At 49.4% G+C, this 20,303-nt stretch carries 19 protein-coding genes; 4 read left to right on the top strand and 15 right to left on the bottom strand.

Annotated features, from left to right (window positions below; genetic code table 11):
- Nucleotides 1-54 precede the first annotated feature (54 nt).
- Complete coding sequence (locus ACFQ0N_RS06575) at nt 55-1,137, bottom strand: DUF3626 domain-containing protein (protein ID WP_379324037.1); 1,083 nt, start codon at nt 1,135-1,137, stop codon at nt 55-57.
- Between the two features lie 155 nt (nt 1,138-1,292).
- Here ACFQ0N_RS06575 and ACFQ0N_RS06570 point away from each other — a divergent pair, with 155 nt between their 5' ends.
- A complete protein-coding gene (locus ACFQ0N_RS06570; RefSeq protein WP_379324035.1) occupies nt 1,293-1,751 on the top strand; it encodes a RidA family protein in 459 nt (152 codons plus the stop codon).
- Nucleotides 1,752-2,007: 256 nt separating this feature from the next.
- On the opposite strand, the gene ACFQ0N_RS06565 is transcribed toward ACFQ0N_RS06570, so the two are convergent.
- From ACFQ0N_RS06565 to ACFQ0N_RS06550, 4 genes are all read right to left on the bottom strand, one after another.
- Entirely contained in the window at nt 2,008-2,700 is a 693-nt protein-coding gene (locus tag ACFQ0N_RS06565) for an HAD family hydrolase (protein WP_379324033.1), read from the bottom strand.
- Nucleotides 2,701-2,808: 108 nt separating this feature from the next.
- On the bottom strand, nt 2,809-3,273 hold the full coding sequence (locus tag ACFQ0N_RS06560) for an Imm63 family immunity protein (RefSeq protein WP_379324031.1): 465 nt from the start codon (nt 3,271-3,273) through the stop codon (nt 2,809-2,811).
- 3 nt (nt 3,274-3,276) lie between these two features.
- A complete protein-coding gene (locus tag ACFQ0N_RS06555; protein WP_379324029.1) occupies nt 3,277-4,344 on the bottom strand; it encodes an alpha/beta fold hydrolase in 1,068 nt (355 codons plus the stop codon).
- On the bottom strand, nt 4,341-4,931 hold the full coding sequence (locus tag ACFQ0N_RS06550) for a TetR/AcrR family transcriptional regulator (protein WP_379324027.1): 591 nt from the start codon (nt 4,929-4,931) through the stop codon (nt 4,341-4,343). The genes ACFQ0N_RS06555 and ACFQ0N_RS06550 overlap by 4 nt, the downstream gene beginning before the upstream one ends.
- Before the next feature lie 219 nt (nt 4,932-5,150).
- On the opposite strand from ACFQ0N_RS06550, the gene ACFQ0N_RS06545 reads away from it, so the two are divergent.
- Nucleotides 5,151-6,155: a YheC/YheD family protein gene (locus tag ACFQ0N_RS06545; RefSeq protein WP_379324025.1), complete on the top strand. Its 1,005-nt coding sequence runs from the start codon at nt 5,151-5,153 to the stop codon at nt 6,153-6,155.
- A 43-nt stretch (nt 6,156-6,198) separates the two neighbouring features.
- Here ACFQ0N_RS06545 and ACFQ0N_RS06540 read toward each other — a convergent pair whose 3' ends face one another.
- The 3 genes from ACFQ0N_RS06540 to ACFQ0N_RS06530 all read right to left on the bottom strand — a co-directional run bounded on the left by ACFQ0N_RS06540 (nt 6,199) and on the right by ACFQ0N_RS06530 (nt 8,480).
- Nucleotides 6,199-7,173, bottom strand: coding sequence for an aminoglycoside phosphotransferase family protein (locus ACFQ0N_RS06540; RefSeq protein WP_379324023.1), 975 nt, complete (start codon nt 7,171-7,173; stop codon nt 6,199-6,201).
- A gap of 16 nt (nt 7,174-7,189) precedes the next feature.
- Nucleotides 7,190-7,696, bottom strand: coding sequence for a phosphatase PAP2 family protein (locus tag ACFQ0N_RS06535; RefSeq protein ID WP_379324021.1), 507 nt, complete (start codon nt 7,694-7,696; stop codon nt 7,190-7,192).
- A gap of 157 nt (nt 7,697-7,853) precedes the next feature.
- Complete coding sequence (locus tag ACFQ0N_RS06530; protein WP_379324019.1) at nt 7,854-8,480, bottom strand: TetR/AcrR family transcriptional regulator; 627 nt, start codon at nt 8,478-8,480, stop codon at nt 7,854-7,856.
- Between the two features lie 155 nt (nt 8,481-8,635).
- On the opposite strand from ACFQ0N_RS06530, the gene ACFQ0N_RS06525 reads away from it, so the two are divergent.
- Together ACFQ0N_RS06525 and ACFQ0N_RS06520 are read left to right on the top strand one after the other, a co-directional pair.
- On the top strand, nt 8,636-9,541 hold the full coding sequence (locus ACFQ0N_RS06525; protein WP_379324017.1) for an ABC transporter ATP-binding protein: 906 nt from the start codon (nt 8,636-8,638) through the stop codon (nt 9,539-9,541).
- A gap of 5 nt (nt 9,542-9,546) precedes the next feature.
- Complete coding sequence (locus tag ACFQ0N_RS06520; protein WP_379324015.1) at nt 9,547-11,157, top strand: ABC transporter permease; 1,611 nt, start codon at nt 9,547-9,549, stop codon at nt 11,155-11,157.
- A 135-nt stretch (nt 11,158-11,292) separates the two neighbouring features.
- Here ACFQ0N_RS06520 and ACFQ0N_RS06515 read toward each other — a convergent pair whose 3' ends face one another.
- The 7 genes from ACFQ0N_RS06515 to ACFQ0N_RS06485 form a co-directional block, all read right to left on the bottom strand.
- Nucleotides 11,293-12,897, bottom strand: coding sequence for an alkaline phosphatase family protein (locus tag ACFQ0N_RS06515; RefSeq protein WP_379324013.1), 1,605 nt, complete (start codon nt 12,895-12,897; stop codon nt 11,293-11,295).
- 97 nt (nt 12,898-12,994) lie between these two features.
- Complete coding sequence (locus tag ACFQ0N_RS06510) at nt 12,995-14,035, bottom strand: YkvI family membrane protein (RefSeq protein WP_379324011.1); 1,041 nt, start codon at nt 14,033-14,035, stop codon at nt 12,995-12,997.
- 87 nt (nt 14,036-14,122) lie between these two features.
- Nucleotides 14,123-15,448 (bottom strand): MFS transporter, encoded by a 1,326-nt coding sequence (locus ACFQ0N_RS06505; RefSeq protein WP_379324009.1) that lies wholly within the window; start codon nt 15,446-15,448, stop codon nt 14,123-14,125.
- A 221-nt stretch (nt 15,449-15,669) separates the two neighbouring features.
- Nucleotides 15,670-15,948 carry a DUF3784 domain-containing protein gene (locus tag ACFQ0N_RS06500; RefSeq protein ID WP_379324007.1) on the bottom strand — a complete coding sequence of 93 codons (279 nt, stop codon included), beginning with the start codon at nt 15,946-15,948 and terminating at the stop codon, nt 15,670-15,672.
- 181 nt (nt 15,949-16,129) lie between these two features.
- On the bottom strand, nt 16,130-17,452 hold the full coding sequence (locus ACFQ0N_RS06495) for an MATE family efflux transporter (protein WP_379324305.1): 1,323 nt from the start codon (nt 17,450-17,452) through the stop codon (nt 16,130-16,132).
- Nucleotides 17,453-17,548: 96 nt separating this feature from the next.
- Entirely contained in the window at nt 17,549-18,265 is a 717-nt protein-coding gene (locus tag ACFQ0N_RS06490; protein ID WP_379324005.1) for a hypothetical protein, read from the bottom strand.
- 276 nt (nt 18,266-18,541) lie between these two features.
- A complete protein-coding gene (locus ACFQ0N_RS06485; RefSeq protein WP_379324003.1) occupies nt 18,542-20,263 on the bottom strand; it encodes an ABC transporter substrate-binding protein in 1,722 nt (573 codons plus the stop codon).
- Nucleotides 20,264-20,303: the final 40 nt, after the last annotated feature.

Genomic DNA, 20,303 nt, shown 5'->3' with positions numbered 1-20,303 from the left:
AGTAAAAAAAGCACCGGTTCGTGTGCTATATTTGCCTCTGCCCGTCTCAGCTCATTATCCATATCGGACCAACACATGCCAGAGCAGCTTTAATTCCTGCAGCACCTCTGCCTCGGTTCCCCTGTCGCTCCACTGAGCCGGATTTTGCTTGAGCGCTTGGGCCGCTTCACCAATTAAACGGGCGTCAATATATCCTTCCTGTGCAATTCTCTTCGCCAGAGACGGCATAGTTGCGCCGCGGAAATCAGCAGGAACCTGATCGACTGCCAGCCTGAAGCCGCGATGCCAATAAAGCTCAATCGCATATTTGGCGCACAGCCTCTTAAACGTCTCTTCCATCGGAGTTCCGCGGAAGGAAGGATCGGCGACAAGCACCTCTACATCGTCCTGAAGGCGAATATCTCCATGAACCTGTGCTTCGATGTAATGATTCAAATTCCGCGCCGGAGTGTCATGAACAGGATCAGCGATCGGTTCCCTTAATCTATATCGCAAATGCTCTATGAAGGAGGGCGGATATAAGCGTTGTTGCCCCAATGCGGAATCTCTTAAAAAAATCTCCTCAAGCAGCGCTGCCATAATATCATCCAGCTCTGAATACGTCCCTTTTTCGACGGGGTTTTGGTGAGAATCCATATAAGTGAAAGTGCTGCGCCGGGAAACGCGGGGGGCAAGCAGAAAGTAACACGACCCGAACCTGGGAGCAGGGCCATCAGGATGAAGCATTAGCTGAAGCGCTCCATATTTGGGCCGTTCGCGATTGGTAACCTCCGGCCGCTGATAAGCTCCGCCGAACAGCCCCTTCTCCCACAGATCACGCTGGCCGCCGGGATATGCGGATACGCTGCCGCTGGAAAGCAGCGTCTCGAATTGACTTTTATAGACGCCTTGTTCAAGCATAGCCTCGGCAACGCATTTATGATCGGGGTCCAGACGGTCGGGGTGAAAATGCAGGCCGATTCGCGCATAGTTTTTTATGCTTGCTACTGCATCCTCATATGCCGCCAGTCCGATGTTGGACATCCGGATAATTTCGGCAATCAGCTCTTTTGCCCTTTCCTTGCGCTGCCTGGCATAATCTCTGACGAACGCTATTGCCGCTTGCTGGGCAGCTGTCAGCTTGCAGTTCTCCTCCATTTACCGTTTCAGCTCCCTCTCCTATTAATTTCTTATCATCATATAGTATAGGCTCCAGATCGTTCAACCGTAAAAACAGAAAAATTGGTATTGACTTCCACAGTTTGAAGCCATATACTCTTAAAAATCCCTTTCTGTAACAGGAGGAGTGCAGGATGTCCGGACAAACGATCACAAGTCGAATGGCTGCTCTGGGGATCGTTCTGCCGCAGGCGAGCGAACCGGCAGCAAAGTATGTAAATATCGTGCAAGTGAACGATTTGCTTTTTGTATCTGGCAAAGGACCATCGGGCAGCCCGAAAGGCAAGCTCGGAAAAGATTTTACGACAGAGGAAGGCTATCAGTTTGCGCGGCAAACCGGGATCGAAATCCTGGCTGTGCTGGAAGCTGATTTAGGCTCGCTCGACCGAGTGAAACGAGTTGTTAAGCTGCAGGGATTTGTAAATGCTACACCGGAATTCGAGAAGCATCATAAAGTGTTGAATGGCTGCTCTGATTTAATGATAGATGTATTTGCAGAGCGCGGCGTTCATGCACGCTCGGTTTTCGGGGCTGTCTCCGTCCGCGATCAGCTGCCGATTATTGTAGATTCAATTTTTCAAATTGAAGTTTAGACACCTTTGACGGACCGTAGCAACCTTATCTGTGAACAAAATAGCTAAAACGGCAGGTCCGCGGACACTCTTCCAATCGCCGCAAAAATCAAGCAAAATCGGCAAATAAGGGATTCTATGTCCGCGTAAACTTGGATTGGCCTATTTTTCGGAAAAATAACGGATCGTCGGTCCGCGTGGGTCGCTGGGATGCACTTCCACAACTGCTCGCTCGAAGATTTGATTTCGTTCAATTTTGGGGAGGCATAACGCTCCCCTATCGAACAGATAGCTCCAGCAATATTCGCCCTGCTTCCCCCAAGTCACGACAGATGTAATCCGGCTCGATCCCTTCCGGCTTCGGCTTACCTTGCCGATTGAGCCACATCGTTTTCAGCCCCACTCCCTGTGCGCCAGCAACATCGCTCGTCATAGAGTCGCCGATGTGAAGGACTTCTTCCGCCATTAGTCCACAGCGGCGAAGCGCTTCAAGAAACAGCTCGGGACGCGGCTTGTACGACAGCACATCCTCACTTGTCAATATTCCGGTCACGGGAAACTGATGATGTGCGGCGGCAGCCAACATATCCGTTTTGTCTATATTCGATACAATATAGGTCGGGTAATGCCGAATCGCTTGCAGAAATGGCAGCGTGTCAGCGTAAAGCCTTGGCTGTACCCAGTAATCAAATTGCGGCTGAATCACCTCTTCCGCAATGCAAGCTGAGCGATAATGGGCGATCGTCTCAGCCAACGAGGCTAGACTGAGTGCTCTTTGGCGTTGAAAGGAATCGCCGTAACTATTTTGGAACATCGCCGTATAGCTTTTCCACCAATATTCGCCAACCTCGGAAGCTCTGCATTCCTTGGTCGCATTTTGCTGTATGTGCACGCAAATTCCCGGTAAAATCTCATCAGCCTCATGGACTAATGTGCCGTAAAAATCCAGAAAAACCGCTTTGATTGCCAACTTGCTCCAGCCCCTTATCCGTTTCATCTCGTATACAATCGAAAATCTCTTGTTCTATCATACCACTCTCGCTATATCATCTACAAAGTTCATAATATATGTAGCGCATTATAGTCGCTGCCTGCTCTCGAATGTCCGTCGTCTTCCCGATTCATGCCATTGCTCGTAAACCCCGCCAATTTGACGGAAACATTCATTAATACCAGCAGTCAATTCCATACGGATACTTTCTGTATTCTTCAGGTAGCTGCTTGCATCGTCAACCTTATATTTCTGCAGCAGTTTGCGGTGAGTCAGATCGTGAATGACATCTTCTAAAACCAAGTAAATGACATCCTCCGCTCGCTTGGTGCGATATTCCGCTTCCAGCCTGCCACGTTCATATTGACGCAGCAAATAATGCTTCTCGCCGATCTCGACATAATAACGGAAATCATCGTAAAAATCCGATTGAAACGCTGTTGCAACATATGGTGCGCACTCTTCAGCATGGAGTGTTGTACGCTGCAGCAATTGGAGAATCGTGTCCATTAAGTGCTGAGAAGCTGCCATTCGAGATGATGCATCCGGCATACGTCAAACCTCCAAAATATGAAATAATGCTTCATTAAACCGCTCTGTCTGATCAAGCATAACGGCATGGCCCGCATTTGGAATGGAATAGAAGTGCTTCATCGGTGCTTCGATCGTTGTGAAGAACGTTTTGACCAGCGGATAAGGCGTTTGCCAGTCATTCTCCCCATGTATATGAAAGACAGGCATTTCGTATTTGGTTCCGAGTGCCGGCAAATCAAATGTTTGCAGCAAATAGTCCCATATATGACGCTGTCCGTCAGCAAAAGCCCCGGAAATGATAAAATAGCCCATATCCTTGATTGAATAAAATGGTGAGCAAAACGCATCGCGGACTAAGGCCATCGTCGGGCCGGCGGCCAGTTTGTATTTCCGCTGATATTTTCGCACCGCCGCCAGCTTGCTAATCATCATTTTACTATATGCGGGCAGTGGATAGGGCTCTAACTGCAGCAGCTTCTCATAGTCGCTGCTCCCGGCTTCCTTCGCTAATTCCGTCACCTTTTCATATCCCAACCGTTCGTTATCCATCATATTAACGACTTGACCGACACCGATATAGGCTTGAACCTCCCCCGGATATTTTCGGGCGAACAAGCTGCCCAGCACCGATCCCCACGAATGCCCCATTATTATAATTTGATCCTTATTATATTTCTGCTTTAAATGTTGTACAACCTCATACGTATCTTCCACCAGGCGCTCTACAGTGACCGTTGGCGCCACTCGCTTCGTTTCATTGCGAAAATAGGTTTTACCGCAGCCCCGCTGATCCCAGTGCACGACTGTCACCCGCTGCTCCCAAGCCAATTGAAAGCGATAGGCAAACGGCAAGATCGGCTCGCCCGGACCGCCATGCAAAAACAATAGCACAGGGTTATCTACATTTTCCCCGCGATGATGCAAATATTGAGCAATGCCGCCGATTGTAACAAACTCCCGGCAATCGATCCCGTTTGGAGAAATAATGCGGGTTTCTTTGGCAAGCTTCCTTTTTCTCAGCAAAATGTAAAAAGACAGAATAATAATGACGGCGAGCACTGCCGCAAAAATAAGCCCTGCCATTATCATGATCGCTCACCCGCCATATACGCAGCAATCGTTTCAACCATTATATCTATTGCCTGTGCACGTTCCGCAGTTTCAGTTTGCTGTCCGCTCGACAGCATATAATGAAGAGCTTCCATCAGATGAGCCAGCACGGCCGGATTGCAATGAGCCGGATCGATATCGCAAAGCGCGGCTGTTCGAGCAAAATAATCATTAGATTTGCGTGCTTCCCAGTCCTCCACCTCGCTTGGCAGCTTGCGCAATAAATATTCGATATCCTCCGGCGTCACCGCTAAAACGATACTATCTGCTGCCAAGTAGATCTCTTTCAGCGCTTTTAAGATCCTTTGCTTTTTCCCCAGCTGTCCAGCCAAGACCTCCTCTACCCGGGCAAACAACCACTGTTCAGCCTGCTTTATAATGGCATACAAAAAATGCTCCTTCGAACTATAGTAGGCATAGAAGGTACCTTTGCCAATCTGTGCCGCGGCTGCAATATCATCCACAGTAACCCGCTTGACTCCTTTTTGCCGTATCAATTCGATCCCTTTTATATACATCGCCTTGCGCACCATTTCTTTTTCGTGCTCGCTAACAATTTTGGGCATTATGATCCCCCGCTTTTTTATATTGACCAAAATAACAAATTACAGTCAATATAAATAATACACGAATTGTCTCTCTTAAACAAGCATCACCCGTTCTCTATCTAAAGAACTACTCTGTAAATTAGACCAAATAGGAATTGTACAACTTGTACGTATACCTTATACTTGTTTTAAACGACCGTTTCAAAGCAGCGTCGTCAACATCAAGGAGTGACATACATGCTGATTGGTTTTTTAAGAAAATATAAGCAGCCATTGACAAAAGACGAGATTGCCGCACTGGTGGCCAGAGAGTATGGAGCGGAAACGATTTTTTTCAATCCTGATTCAATCGATTTCAAGCAAAAACTGATACATGGGCTTTCCTATCACCAAGGATCTTGGCAGAAGCGCGTATCCTATTTTCCGGATGTTGTCTATAATGATATTCCAACGCGCAAAGAGGAGGGGATATACAAGCAGCTGGAGGAGGAAGGCATTCCGTTCACCACGCACCGGCTTGGCCGCAATAAACTGAGTATTCAGGAAAAAATGAGCCAAGACGCTGTCTTATCCGCTTATGCCATAGAAACGACTCCATATAACGATGCGGAGCAGTTTCTTGCCTTCCTTGATAAGCATAAGAAAGTTTTTCTAAAGCCGAATCGCGGGCATAAAGGGCTTGGCATTTATCGTTTTGATCAAGCCGGAGACAGGGTTATTTATCAAAATTTTGACGGAAAGATCACGAATTTTTCACTCGCAGAGACTAAAATATTCGTGGCTGCCATTCCCGAGGTGATCTATCACCATTTGCAGCCCCAAATTACTTCTGCCACCCAGGATGGCAGACCCTATGTAATCCGCAGCTATGTCGGCCGAACCGGGGACGGGTCATGGAAGACAATGTTTCACTATGCCGCGATCAGCCTGAATGGCAATAATGTGGTAAATGTCAGCAGAGGCTCGTCATTTAGCTATATTGAGATGTTTTTGGAAAATAATTTTGGCGACCAGCACACAATGATGCTGAAAACCTTGAATCGTCTGGGCATGACCGTAGCTGAACGCGTGCAAAGCTTTGTCGAACCGCAAATCGATGCGCTGGGGATCGACCTTGGCATTACACCTGAAGGCAAAATCTATATTTACGAGGTTAATTCGTATCCAGGTACGCGCCCGTTTGAAGCATTCATTGAAAAGCATGCGATCCCATATGCCATCCATTTGGCTTCCAGGAAGTAACAGGAAAAAGCTGACCGCTAGTGAAGGAACAGCCGCCGCTTGGCTATGGCAGCTCTGTTCCTTTCACCTCAGTCAGTTCGCTTAGCTCTCTCTGCAAATGATTCAGGCTGTCCGCTCTGTCCTCTGCCGTTTGCTGGTCAAACAACAGTTGCTCCATAAATTCCCACACATCTTCCAGTTTGCGCCGCCCCCGATAAAATTGCAGCACATCCGGATCGACCGTATACTGCGGATGCCGCTCTCGGTAAATAGCAAGAAAAGTGCGGAAATACGCCTTATCTGTGAATGACATCATATCCGCTTCCGCCGGCGCAAGCTTCAATCCTTCCCAATCCAGCAGGATAAGCTGACCGCCTGCTTGCATCAAATTCCAATTGTGCAGGTCGGTATGACAGAAGACCAGCGGTAAATGGCGCTGCTGCAAAGTGCGAGACAAACGAAGCATCGTATCAATCAATGCGACAAGCTGCTTTCGATGGGGGCGCAGAACATTTTTTAGTTCTTCATTCCATTCCTGTTCCCACATTCCCTCCAGCCTGTCATGCAGCGGCTGCAAAAAAGGTACTTCATAATTTTCTGTCAGTGCTGATAGATCAAGCGGAAAATTCGCTGCGGGATAACGATGAAGCTCGGCTACGCATTCGGCAAGCTGGCCGGCCTGTTCAGCCGTCAGCTGCTTCTCGCCAATGGTAGCCCCTTCGATATACGAATAAAGCAAATATACGCCCGCTTCATCCTCACATTTGTATGTACCCTTATTCGTGGCGATCGGGACAGGCAGCTTTCCTTGCAAGCGGCTATTGTTCATAAGCCAGACCGTAACAGGAACATAGGTGTCAATAAGCGCTGTCCATTTGGCCGTGGAGGCCCTGCTCTTTTCATACATTTTCAAGAAATAGGTCCGCTTTTCGTCCTGAACCTTGAAGGCCAGCGCGGCCCAGCCTCCCTGCTGCGGTGTAATTTTCACAGGCTTTATATCATAAAAGGTGTGTAAAACATGAGACAAATGTCTAATCATTTCTTTCTCCCTCCCATCATGCTACAAGTAGTGCGGTTACGCCTCCTATCAATCCGCCCGCTACACAGTCGAGCGGGTAATGGTAGCCCCAATAGACACGGGAAAGTGCGACAAGCAATGCCAGCGTGCATAAGAGCATCATTAATAGAGGCGGAGAAATCAGAATCAGCGGCGTAACGACAGCCCAAATCGCTGTTGTATGTCCGGATGGAAACGAATAATCCGGCAGAGGATATTTACCCACCCGAATGAGGTCTATTTTGCGAAATGGCCGCGCACGACGCACCGATTTTTTGATAAGCACAGCAACGATATGGCTAATGATCAATGCAAGCATACTTTTTATACTTGCCTCATAATAGCGCTCTGAAGTCACTACAATAAGAAAAAGGACACTTAATATTGTAAAACGGGCACCGCCCAAATGCGTAATAAAGCCGAATACGCGATCCAGTGCAGGGCTGCTCAGCCGCTGATTGCACCACCACAATATACCTCGATCAACCCGTCTTATCCATTGCATGCTGTATACCTTCCTCCCGATCATCCGCTGTCCTTTATGCTCTTCTCATCTTACTTCATGAGCATTTCGCTGCACTCAGCCTGCAGGTTAGATTAATCCCCGTCTGTAGTCTAGACTGCACGGTACGCATACAATGATTAAATATGGAATCGGAGCCTCAACGCGATTTTTCATCTTGCGGGGGCCGTTGCTCTCCCCCCTCTCGCTGTCCGAAAACGCCATATAGGAACAAATGGCCGATTTCTTTGCGAAGTTCTGTATTCAAACTCTCTTTGACCTTCGGGTCACTTACCATCAGCATAATCGCATGGACAAAAAACATAATCGCCTCCGAGGAGACGCTCTTCGTAATTTTATGCTCGGCTTTTCCCTGCTCAACCAGTTTCATCATGGCCGGAATAATCGTTACCTTCGAATATTGTTCAATGTATGCATTGAAGGCCGAGTCTTCAAACATAAAGTTCTTCAGCCCATCCTGTTTCACCGTCTCCTGCTTGGTGATCGATAGCTCATACATTCGCTCCAATTTCTCCTCAAATGACAATTCCGACTCCATCATCGCCTGAAAGGCTTTCCCTTCCTCTTCCATATAATGATAAAAAACCTGCTTAGCCAGCTCTTCCTTGCTGCCAAAAAAATTGTATATAGACGCAGGCGACACTCCCGCTTTTTCGGCAATTTCCCGTACGCCAATCTCTTTAAAGCTGCGATTCATAATTAAATCCTGCAAAGATCGGAGTATTTGCTGCTTTTTCTGTTCCCGCCGCTTGTGAAAACCATTCATTCAGTCATCCCTCCATCTCTATTTTACATACATTTATGTAACAAAACAACGATTCGTTATATTTCTTATTGACAGAAACGGAATGGCGGAATATTATGTAACTGGAAATGGTTTTGTTCTATATTTTTTGTAACATTAACCGGAGGTGACGTCGGATGTCGGTTATCGAAGTGCAGCAGCTCACTAAAAATTTTGGTCAAGTCAAGGCGCTGAACGGCCTCAACCTTGAAGTCCGCAAAGGGGAAGTGCTTGGCTTCATCGGTCCCAACGGGGCCGGAAAATCAACTACGATTCGTATTTTGCTGGGGTTGCTACGCAAAACAAGCGGGGAGGTACGCCTGTTTGGCCGGGATCCTTGGCGGGATGCAGTGGAGTTGCACTGGCGGATTAGTTATGTGCCGGGAGATGTCAATCTATGGCCGGCGCTGACAGGCGGGGAAGCGATTGATCTGTTCGGGCGATTGCGGGGGGAGTTAGATCGCCGGCGGCGCGATCTCTTGTTGAAACGGTTTGATCTGGATCCAACTAAAAAATGCCGCACCTATTCCAAAGGTAATCGGCAGAAAGTCGCACTTGTATCCGCCTTCGCCTCCAATGCAGAACTATTTATTCTCGATGAGCCAACCTCAGGTCTGGATCCGCTAATGGAAGCCGTTTTTCAACAATGCGTAGCTGAAGTGAAAGAGCAGGGAAAGACAGTACTGCTTTCCAGCCACATTTTGGCCGAGGTGGAGAAGCTGTGCGACCGTGTCGCAATTATTCGCGATGGCTCGATCGTGGAGTCCGGCACGCTTGGCGAGCTGCGCCATTTGACCCGTACCTTTGTAAGTGCAGAGACCGCTCAGCGCATCTCCGGGCTTGACCAGTTGCCAGGCGTACATGACATTCAGTCGAAGGATCGCGAAGTCCGGTTCCAGGTCGAAAGCTCGAAAATCGGTCATGTCCTGAAGTTCTTGGCTGACTTCGATTTGCAGATCTTGACCTGCACGCCCCCAACGCTGGAAGAGCTTTTCATGCGTCATTACGATCGGAATGACCAGCATGCCGAGCAAAAGAGGTGAGCAAAATGAAGGGACAACAAACCTTCGCAGGAACTGGCAAGCTGCTCTATTTTATGATGAAGCGGGATCGCGTCATAATCCCTGTCTGGATTTTAAGTCTCGCCTTACTTGTGCTCGTTACCCTTATGAGCTTTGAAGGGCTTTATCCGACGGAGACGGATCGGCAGATTGCCGCTGCTACAATGAGCAACCCGGCCGCACTGGCTATGACCGGACCCAAGCTTTACTTAGGCGATTATACATTTGGAGCGATGATTTCACATCAAATGCTGGGCATGACCGGGATCGCCGTCGCTTTTATGAGCATCCTGCTCGTTACCCGCCATACCCGCAAGGAGGAGGAAACAGGGAGACTGGAGCTGGTACGGGCGACGGTAACAGGACGATACGCCAACATCTCAGCCGCACTGCTGCTCGTATGTATGACAAACCTAACCCTTGCGCTGATACTTGCATGCGGCATGGGGGCCTTAGGCATTGAATCAGTGACATGGGAAGGCTCTTTCCTGTTCGCAGCTGCCCTTGGCTCAATGGGCATCGTATTCGCAGCCGCAGCCATCGTGCTCGTGCAGCTGCTGGAATATTCACGCGGCGTTGTCGGCTCAAGTATCGCACTTGTCGCAGTTGCCTTCAGCTTGAGAGCAGTCGGAGATTTGGGAGACGGGTTTCTTTCCTGGCTTTCGCCGATCGGGTGGGCTCAGCAGACTTCCGCCTTTGTCGATAACGACTGGTCACCGCTTCTATGGAGCGCAGCGTTAACGATCATGCTGGCGATAATCGCCTACCCGCTTAGCACCAGGCGGGATGTCGGCGCCGGGATGCTGCCCCCGCGCCGCGGCCGGGACTCGGCTTCCCCCGCCCTTACAACGCCAATCGGCCTCGCCTTTCGTCTGCAGCGCACGAATATAGCGATTTGGAGCCTTGCTATGCTTTTATTCGGGATGGCTTACGGTTTCTTTATCGGGGAGGCCGAGGAGATGATGAGCTCTGTAGGCGACAAGCTGGAGGGAATGCTGCCAGAAGCGGGCACGGGCCTCTTTGCCGACAGCATCGCTGCAATGTTCATGGCTGTAGCGGCCATTATTGCTTGCATTCCGGCTCTGCAAAGCATACTGAAGCTGCGCAGTGAAGAGCACGCCGGACGGATCGATACGCTGCTCGCCGCCGCCGTCTCCCGTTCTCGCCTGATGGGCAGCTATCTGCTCATCGCTGCTTTGAATGGCATTGCGCTAATGTTCATGGCAGGCCTCGGCATGGGCATAACCGGAAGCCACAGTATGGATGACACCCGTTACTTGCCAGAATTAATAGCTGCCGGACTGAACTTTATACCGGTGCTGTGGTTTGCCATCGGTTTGGCGGCTGCACTGACAGGCTGGGTTCCCAAAGCGGCTGCCTTGAGCTGGATCGTCGTCATCTACGCCTTCATTGCGCTCTACCTTGGCGGCGCCCTGCAACTGCCGGACTGGATGTTAAATCTCTCTCCGCTGCAGCATATCCCTCGTCTGCCGGCTGAACATTTCGAATGGCTGCCGCTCGGGATGCTGACCCTTGGGGCAACTGCCCTGGCAATTATCGGCTGGCTGGGTTTCCGCAGGAGAGATCTTAGCCTGTAGACAACCGAGGAAGGCTATCGCTTTGCCCGCCAGGCTGGAATTGAACTTATGTCGCGGACCACGGTCCGCGACACAAAAGGCAGCTTCACAAGCCGGACTGCCCGCGGCAAATCGGAGGGATCACCCCCTGCAGCTTTATCCTTTTGGCATTGTCAGCAGCTTGAGAAAAAATGACTTTAAATCAACGATTCGCAAAAATTGCGGCTGCTGATCGGTACCTGCCACGATAAGCGGAACCAGCGATTCCTGCTTGCCGATCGCTCCATGTCCGCCCCCGCCTTTATGCGTTGGCGAGCTTCGATCAGCCAGTTCATACCCCGGCTTCGCATTAACAACCAGAAAATCGCCACTATGGGAATGCAACGCGCCGAATAATCGCCGCAATACGTCCGGATAGTTGCCGTATTGAATTGTCTGATTTGCAGCATCGATCGTTACATCAAGCACTTTCGCATCTTGCTCTACTGTCCATTTTTGCCCGTAAGAATCAGTCAACGGCCCCTCGGCTTTATACCGGGCCTCGCCAGAGGCAGCACCTTGGATCGTATAAATCCAGTCCCCCTCCTTCCAGGATATGATATCGATCCGTTCGTCGGCCTGCAGCAACTGCGCCAGCTCTCTCAAGCTCATATTTGGTTTCAGCTTGTATACGTAAGCCATCGTTTCATTAACGGCAAGCACGATATCCGTTGAATCCGCGACAGTCCCGCCAGTAGGCAGCACATTATAATCCTTAAACACCGATGACAAATCGATCACCGGTCGCTGCTTTTTTTCCTTTATTGCTGTCATTCCACTATCACCAGCAAGTACAAAAACAGTCTGTTTTAACGCCTCTTCGGGTGTGCCGAATGCTTGCAGCAGCTCATACAATTGCTTATCCAGCTCTTTGATCCCCTTCAAATCATCCGGCCCCTTGCGATGCAGCTTCTGATCCATATCAGGTAAATAAACGAGCAAAAAATCCGGCAAACGGTTGTGCTGAACCAAATATTTGACCACCTCCATCGAATAGGAATTGTCGAGTCCCATGCGATGTGTCAAGCCGTCAGGCAGGTCATGGGTGCCTTCCAATGGATTGGACAATGAGGCGAGCGCCAAAAAGTCCGGCCCTTGAACTTCAATTTGTCCCGGTAATTGAGCAGCAGCTTGGGCCCAGCGGGGGATGGACAATTGGTGCTTTGCTGTTCCCCTGTAGATTAAGCCGTTGATCGAGCCTGATTTCAGCCCACGCTGGGCCAACTCTTCATAAATTGTAGTCTGTTCTCTACTCAGATGCTTGCCATTCAAGTTGATTAAAGCATCTGCCACAACTGGATGAATGCCTTGCTTCATGATTTCCATTGGCCCGGTTCCATAGTTGACGACTCTTTGTTCATCCTCCGAATACCACACCAGGCCTGGTATACGGTGGCCATCCGGGTATGTTCCTGTCATTAATGAACTGTCGATGGCAACCGACATCGTAGGGTAAGATGACACTACATCTTTATAGTACCGCCCATGCTCAGTTAAAAAACGGAAGGCAGGAAGTTCGTTTTGTTCTATTCCTCGATCGATGGCATGCGCCATTAATGAATCAACAAGCAGAAAAATGACTTTCTTCGCTGGTCCGGTGTTTAAAGATTTTACATGCAGCAAGTCCTGTTCCTTCGTCGCAGATTGCTGCCCGCCGCACGCAGTGACGACGACCATAAGCATCGCGCCAACCAACAGGAATCGCGCTATTTTAGCTAACATAAGCTGCCTTCACCATCCTACCTTGTAGTAAATGTTTACAATGTATAGGATGTGTCATCAGTTAAGTTTTATTCCATACAAGGCGGAAAAGGCGTGACTACGCCGGCAGCCGCTTGAACGCCAGGAAAGCAAGAAATATCATGCCCGTATACCCAAACAGCGGGTACAGATAGGTGAGCAGGGAGGTAAACCCTGCCTGACTGATCGCAAAGCAGATCAGTAAAGTGGCCAGAACAACCCAATTTGTCGGCAGCGGGTATACGCTGCGAATCTGTCTGGCAATCCCGAATATATTACCAACCAATGTTGTGAAAATTTCACCAAAGATCACCATAATAAATACACCGTACAAAAAGCTTCCCGCTCCGCGAATAATTTCGGCCATTGGAATATCGAACTGCAAAATCCCCGGCATCTTGGAGTTGATGGAAAAATGACTGATCAACAGCATGAATCCAAGGCCGATTCCGCCCCAAAATCCGCCCCATTTCAATACCCGTTCGTCCTCCGTTTCGCTTGCCAGAGGAACCATTACCGCCTGAACAAAGGCAAAATTCAGCGCTGCATACGTGATCGGACTGACCAGCCAGTTCCATTGCGTTAGCTGTCGTTCCTGCCAATCTGTGGTTCGCGTTATACTTTCCATATCGACGACATCAAACGCAATGATACATGTGAAAAAAAGCATCAACGGGACGACCAGAGCGTTGACGGCTAAAATTCCATGGATTTCCTTCGTCATCACCAAAAAACTCAGCACGATACTAATGACGATGCCGAGTTGATAAGGAAGTCCCAGCTGTTCCGCAAAAATCGAGCCGGTACCAGAAAGCATAACCGCAGTGACGCCGAGCAAAATGAAGAACGTTAGTATATTGGCGACTTTGCCGAAAAATTTGCCAAACAAGTAATTATTGAGGTCTTGATAGGAAAATGCTTTGATTCGATGCGATAAAACCATCAGCCTCGTTCCAAACCACATGAATAGCAAGGTCGTTAGCAAAATACCCGCTCCGCCAAAGGCTCCGTACAGGGTGAAAAATTGCATGATGGACTGACCCGACGCAAATCCCGCTCCTACTACCGTCCCCATATAAATGACTGCAATTTGTCCAATTTTGACCGTTTTTTTATTCATAGGCTCCCCCAGGGTATACAAGCTAATGATCTATTTTATGTCTGAGATGCTTGTATATTCCAGCCCCTTGGATTCTTTCCCTGCGGGTTATACCGATGGTGTGCTGCTCTGACTATGCCTCGCCGCACGGCGCCGGCGCGACCAGATGACAACCGGAATTAAAAGCAGCGACACAAAGCCCCCCGCCATCGCCAGGACAGCATAGCTGGAATTGGCCATGATCAGCCCGGACAGCGCACCGCCCGACGCACCGCTAATGGCAATAAGCACATCAACCGTTCCCTGCGTTTTCGCCCGCGTTTCCGCTGTAGTCGCATCAACGATAATAGCTGTCCCGCTTATTAAACCGAAGTTCCAGCCAAGGCCGAGCAGCGCCAGCGCAGCAATAAGCAGCGGCGTAGAATCAGCGGGCGCAAGCGCGGCCACCAGCCCGGCGGCAAGCAGCGTAACACCGGCAGCATAGGCCATCACTGTTCTCCCGAAGCGGTCTACCAGCACACCCGTTGCTAATGAAGGCAAATACATTGCTGCTACGTGAATACCGATGACCAGCCCGACATCGCCAAGCCCGTGACCGTGATGCTTCATATGCACAGGCGTCATCGTCATGATGGCGACCATCACCATTTGGGTTAGCGCCATGACAGCTGCTCCCAGAACAACTTTCCGATTACCGCCCATCCGCGGCTGCTGCTCATTGCCTGCTGCGCGCCCCTGCTTCACCTGTTTCGCGCGGGCGATTGCCCTGGCCACCAAATATGGATCCGGACGAAGAAAAAGCAGCAAGATGATGCCTGCCAAGCTGAATGCCATCGCGGACAGCAAAAAAGGGCCCGCAAGCGGCGGTATGCCGATTCCCTTGGCCGCCGTTCCCATCACATTGACAAGATTCGGCCCGGCTACAGCTCCGCAGGTCGTCGCCATCAGCGCAATACTAGCCGCTTTCGCCCGCTCGCCCGGTTCGGCCAAATCTGTGCCGGCGTAACGGGTCTGCAAATTCGCGGCTGTGCCTGCGCCATAAATCAGCAAAGAAGCAAACAGCAGAACGATATTGCTCGCCATAGCAGCCAGCACTACCCCAACTGCGCCGAGAGCGCCCGCCAGCGCGCCGGCCGCCAGTCCGATTCTTCTGCCAAAGCGCTGCGATAATTGACCGATCAGAAATGCCGCCGCGGCAGAGCCAAGCGTAAATAAGGCGGAAGGTACTCCGCCGAAGCTCTCCGATCCGAGCATCTCCTGCGCAAGCAGTGCGCCAACCGTCACCCCGGCGGCAAGCCCTGCACCCCCAAAAATTTGCGCGCAGACGACAACCCATAACGTGCGGCGGTGCAATTTCCGCTGTCTGTCAGGCGATTCAACGTATGAATGCACCCAATCCGGCTCTTCTGCAGTTGTTCCTTTCCTACTTGTCATGCAAACGCTCCTTCCCCTTGCTCCTGTAATCCAGGATAACTTTTTACAAAATTCAAAAACCGCTTCGCCGCTGGCGAGAGATGCTGGAACGAGTTTACAGCAATGCCCAACAGACGGAGTTTCGGTTCTATTAACGGACAGATTTGAAAGTCGCGCTGATCACATCAAATGTATCCGGTGCAGGCAGCGGATTTCACTATGAAGCGTTATCCGATCTCAGGTTATTCCACCATCCTCGTATTTACGTAGCCAAGAAGAATAACATAGCCGATGACCAAAATGGGGATAAGCACCTCGATCGCCGGAGGATTTACAATCGCGCCGGCCAGCATAATGATCCCCATAAATAAATTATAGTTTCCTACCAGCCTGGCGAGCTTCTCCTTGTCTTTGACACGCTTTTCATTAAAGCCGGCCAGCAGCCAAACTTGCTTCTTATAGCCTATAAAATAGGCCAACACGAAAAGAATGATCGCGATGACGAGTAAAGGCTGATTCATTGCTCATCCCTCCATATTTATAATAAGCCGTCTTGACCAATCCCCTTCTCTTCTCTATTGTACACCTTCTCACGGCTCCTCAGCATCTATCATTATTGAAAAACCGCTCTTTTCGCGCCAGAAAAAAAATGGATTTCCAGCCGCGTCCTTCATCAGACACATTCGCTGAAAATCCATTTTTCTAAATAAGTTTATGACGATACCACATCTTGCCGCGAAGGCGCAGCAGGAAGATGACGCCGCGCACGCCCCATTCAAAATTCATCGCCAGCCAGACGCCGAGGATCCCGTACTCTAGTGTAATGCCTAGCACATAACCGAGAATAACCCGGAACAGCCACATGGTCAGCATCGAAACAAGAGAGGTAAACTTGGAATCTCCCGCTGCCCGAAAGGCTGCCGGCAATATAAAGCTAACCGACCAGAGCGGCACTTGCAGCACAGATGTAATCAGCAGCAGCCAAAAAATATCGCTCACGATTTCATCCGGCGGATTAAAGATGCTCACAATCGGATAATAAAACGGCATTAGTATCAGTGCAAATAGCGCTAACGAGCCCGAGCCGAGCCACAAAAAGGCCTTTATAAACTTGCGGGCATCGCCGATATTGCCTCTCCCCATACATTGGCCGACAACGGTAACGATCGTCAGCGATAGCGCTGTGGCAGGCATCTGCAGCACAATCGCAATCGAGGAAGCAATCGCATTCGCAGCGATCGCATATGTACCCAGGCTTACGATAAACACCTGTGTCAACAGCTTCCCGCCATTGAAGAACATTTGCTCCATCGCAAAGGGCACGCCGATAAACATAATTTTTTTAAGCATCGATAACGGAAAATGAAACAGATCCCGAATACGCAAATGCAAGGTGGCATCCCATTTGAATAAATAGACAAGCGCAATAACCGCTCCGGCAAACCGGGCAATATTGACCGCAAGCGTCAGCCCCCACACACCCATATGCAAAAAATAAATCAGCACTACATTAAGCAGCACATACAGCAAATTCATGTTCAGCGACAAAAAGAGCGAAGCTCTTGTCTTGCCGACCCCGCGCAGCGCACCGCAGACGGCCTGTACAATCCCTAGTCCCACATATGAAATGCAGCTGCCGATCAAATAGGTGCGCGCATTGCTTAACACCTCATCTGTGGCAGCTCCAAACAGCAGCGCCAGCACCTGATTGTGCAGCGCCATAATCAGAAGCCCGATTATTACTGCAATACCTGCTACAGAAGTGACGCTTCCAGCGGTTGCACGCGACACCATCGGATGATTGCCGCTGCCCTTGTACTGCGCAACGACGACCGTTCCTCCCGTCGCGACCGCAACGAACACATTAATCATAAAAATGTTGAGCGAATCGACCATATTAACCGCGCTGACAGCGGCTACGCCTGACGAGCTGATCATTGCCGTATTGACCAAATTCAAGCTCACGATAAAAGCCTGATCAATTAATATCGGTAAAAATAGTGCGAGCACTTGCCGATAATCCATCGATTCGCCGGATAAATACTTCTCCAGACCTGTCTTTGCGACCTTCTGTAACCTGAGCGCCTTCACTGTTATCACTTCTTCTTTAGCTTATTACATTTATATGATCCTTCTCAGCTCAGCTATATCAGCCTCTTGCGACAATGAACGATATGACAAACGTTCCAATATTTTTTGCTGTTCCTGCTGGATGGATTTCAATGTCGATACATCGCCCCTGATATAAAATGCAACATCGGTGAGCTTATCCACCTTGGCGTTCGTCTCCGCTACTGCATCCGCAAGCTTGTCCACTCTCGCGTTCGTTTCCGCTACTGCATCTGTAAGCTTGTCCACTCTGGCGTTCGTCTCTGCTACTGCATATGTGAGCTTGTCCACTCTGGCGTTCGTCTCTGCTACTGCATCTGCAAGCTTGTCCACTCTGGCGTTCGTTTCCGCTACTGTATCTGCAAGCTTGTCCACTCTCGCGTTCGTTTCCGCTACTGCATCTGTAAGCTTGTCCACTCTGGCGTTCGTCTCTGCTACTGCATCTGTGAGCTTGTCCACTCTGGCGTTCGTCTCTGCTACTGCATCTGCAAGCTTGTCCACACGCGTATTTGTAACGCCCACGATCTGTATCAGCTGCATTAGATGCTCGCCTTGACTATCAAGCCGCGCATCATACCGATCCATTCGTTTTTCCAGGCGATCCAACCGCTCCTCATGGCGATCCAGCCGTTCTTCCAAATGATCGAATCGCTCGTCGTGACGCTCCAGCCATCCATGAATCTTCTGCATTTCGGATAAAATCATATCCAGTTTGTATTCACTCAGCACCAATTCCTCCCTTCCAATTTCTTATTTTGTGCTTATACATTTATCCTCTATGAACAGCATTTTTTTGTCGTCATATGCCGTTATTCTTCTTTCTTCATCATATCATTCCTCTCACTAGAAGGGAACATGATGCAACTATTTTCCTTCAACATGAAGAAACGGCTGACGCCAACCCTGGTGCGTGGCAAGTTTCTTTCCTTTGAAATATAAAAAAAGGCCGCTGTTCTGTTGCTTTCGCAAAGAACACGACCCTTTCATTATTAAGCTGCTAAGCCTTTACTGCTTCGACCCATCGTAAGCCTTTTGGTAGATTTCGAGGTACTGGGACAATTGCATGCCTTCCAGTCCTTTAATATAGCTGTCCCAATCCTTCTCGACATCCTTAGATCCGGTAATAAACTGTGCCATATTGGATTTCACATATTCAACCAGAGTTGTTTTTATTTGTGCAGAAAGATCCGCATCCTCCAATGCGATAAAGAGACCATTCGGATACTGCTCCTTGGAGTGAAAAGCTTCATACTCTTTAGATACATCATTCAGCCGTTTGCCGTATCCGCCTTCGGCCAGCGGATCTTGAACAAGCTCTGCCCAAGAACCCCGATATTCATAGGTGCGTAGAGATGGTCCAATTTGCTCCCAGCCATTATTATGAGTTGGCGGCGGGTTCGGATCGACAATATGCGCATATTTCGCTTGATTGCCATTCACATCCAGCTCGCCGGCCTCCGCTTTACGCCAGCCCTTCCCTTCCGGACCATTTTCCTGAAGCGTAATCGCTTCCTCGGTATACATTAAATCCGCTAGCCGGATCGCTGCAATTTGCTGATCCTCGGTCGCTTTATTCGTAATTGCAAATTGCGAATTGTTAATGCCGCCGAAAAATAAAGTTTGCTGCACTCCTTTTGGCCCTTTAAGCGGTGGCACTACGACATAATCCTTATGCCTCGGCGTCGTATCATTCATCGGGTAAGCATAGCTTAGCAGCGCTGTCGACAAAGCTCCCATAATGTTGTCGCCTTCCCGATTTGCCACTTGCTGAATGGCATCCGCGTTTTGCGTAAACGCTGCTGGGTCAATCAGTCCTTCCTTATACAGCTTATGCAAATAAGCGAGCCCTTCCTGCCACTCCGCCGTATTGGCGACGAACTCAACCTTGTCATTCACGACTCGCAGGAACGTGCCGGCTGTCTTCTCGGTATAATCATCTACAATGAAAGCATTCATCAAAAATGCGGCAACATTCCCTGTCCACATTTCATCGGAACCTGTGAGCGGAATTTCATCCTGCTTGCCATTGCCGTTCGGATCCCGCTCCTTGAATGCCTTCATAACCTCATAGAACTCCTCGGTCGTCGTCGGCACTTTTAACCCCAGCTTATCAAGCCAGGCTTTGTTAATCCACATTTTGAGCGCATTATCGCAATGATAGCATTCATTCACTTGCGGCAGCGCATAAATATTTCCGTCAGGGGATGTTATTGAAGATTTCAAATACGGGATATCATTCATCGCCTGCTTAATATTCGGCGCATACTTTTCAATTAACTCATTTAACGGAAGAAACGCGCCCTGCTTGCCATATTTCATCTGCTCTTCCTTCGTCAAATTTCCGTGCCAAATAACCTCTGGATAGTCACCGCTCGCCAGCATCAGCTGCTTGCGGTCATTTAACGCATTGTCCGGGACAAGATCCCACACAATTTTTATGTTCGTTTTCTCTTCCGTCCATTTCGTGAACAGATTGGTCTCCATATTTTCAATGCTGGCGTATTGCGGGGCAAACATTTTCAGCTTAAGCTGTTCTTTTACGATCGGATATTGTCCTACAGGATTGAATTTGTCTTCATTAGCGACGGGTGCAGGATTAGCCCCGCCACCTCCCGCAGCATCTTTTTTGTTGCCGCCGCTATTGCCCGAGCAAGCACTTAAAACTAGTACAACCGCTATCATTAGACTAACAAGACTCGCCCAATTTCGTAGTTTGACGTTCGTCATACAGGATACTCCTCCTATTCGTCTTATGTGCCTGGTGACC

The sequence above is a fragment of the Paenibacillus sp. GCM10027626 genome (assembly GCF_042676285.1).
GTDB lineage: Bacteria > Bacillota > Bacilli > Paenibacillales > Paenibacillaceae > Paenibacillus_Z.
The sequence above is the reverse complement of the archived record's forward strand: the minus strand, read 5'-3'. Positions and strand labels throughout refer to the sequence as shown.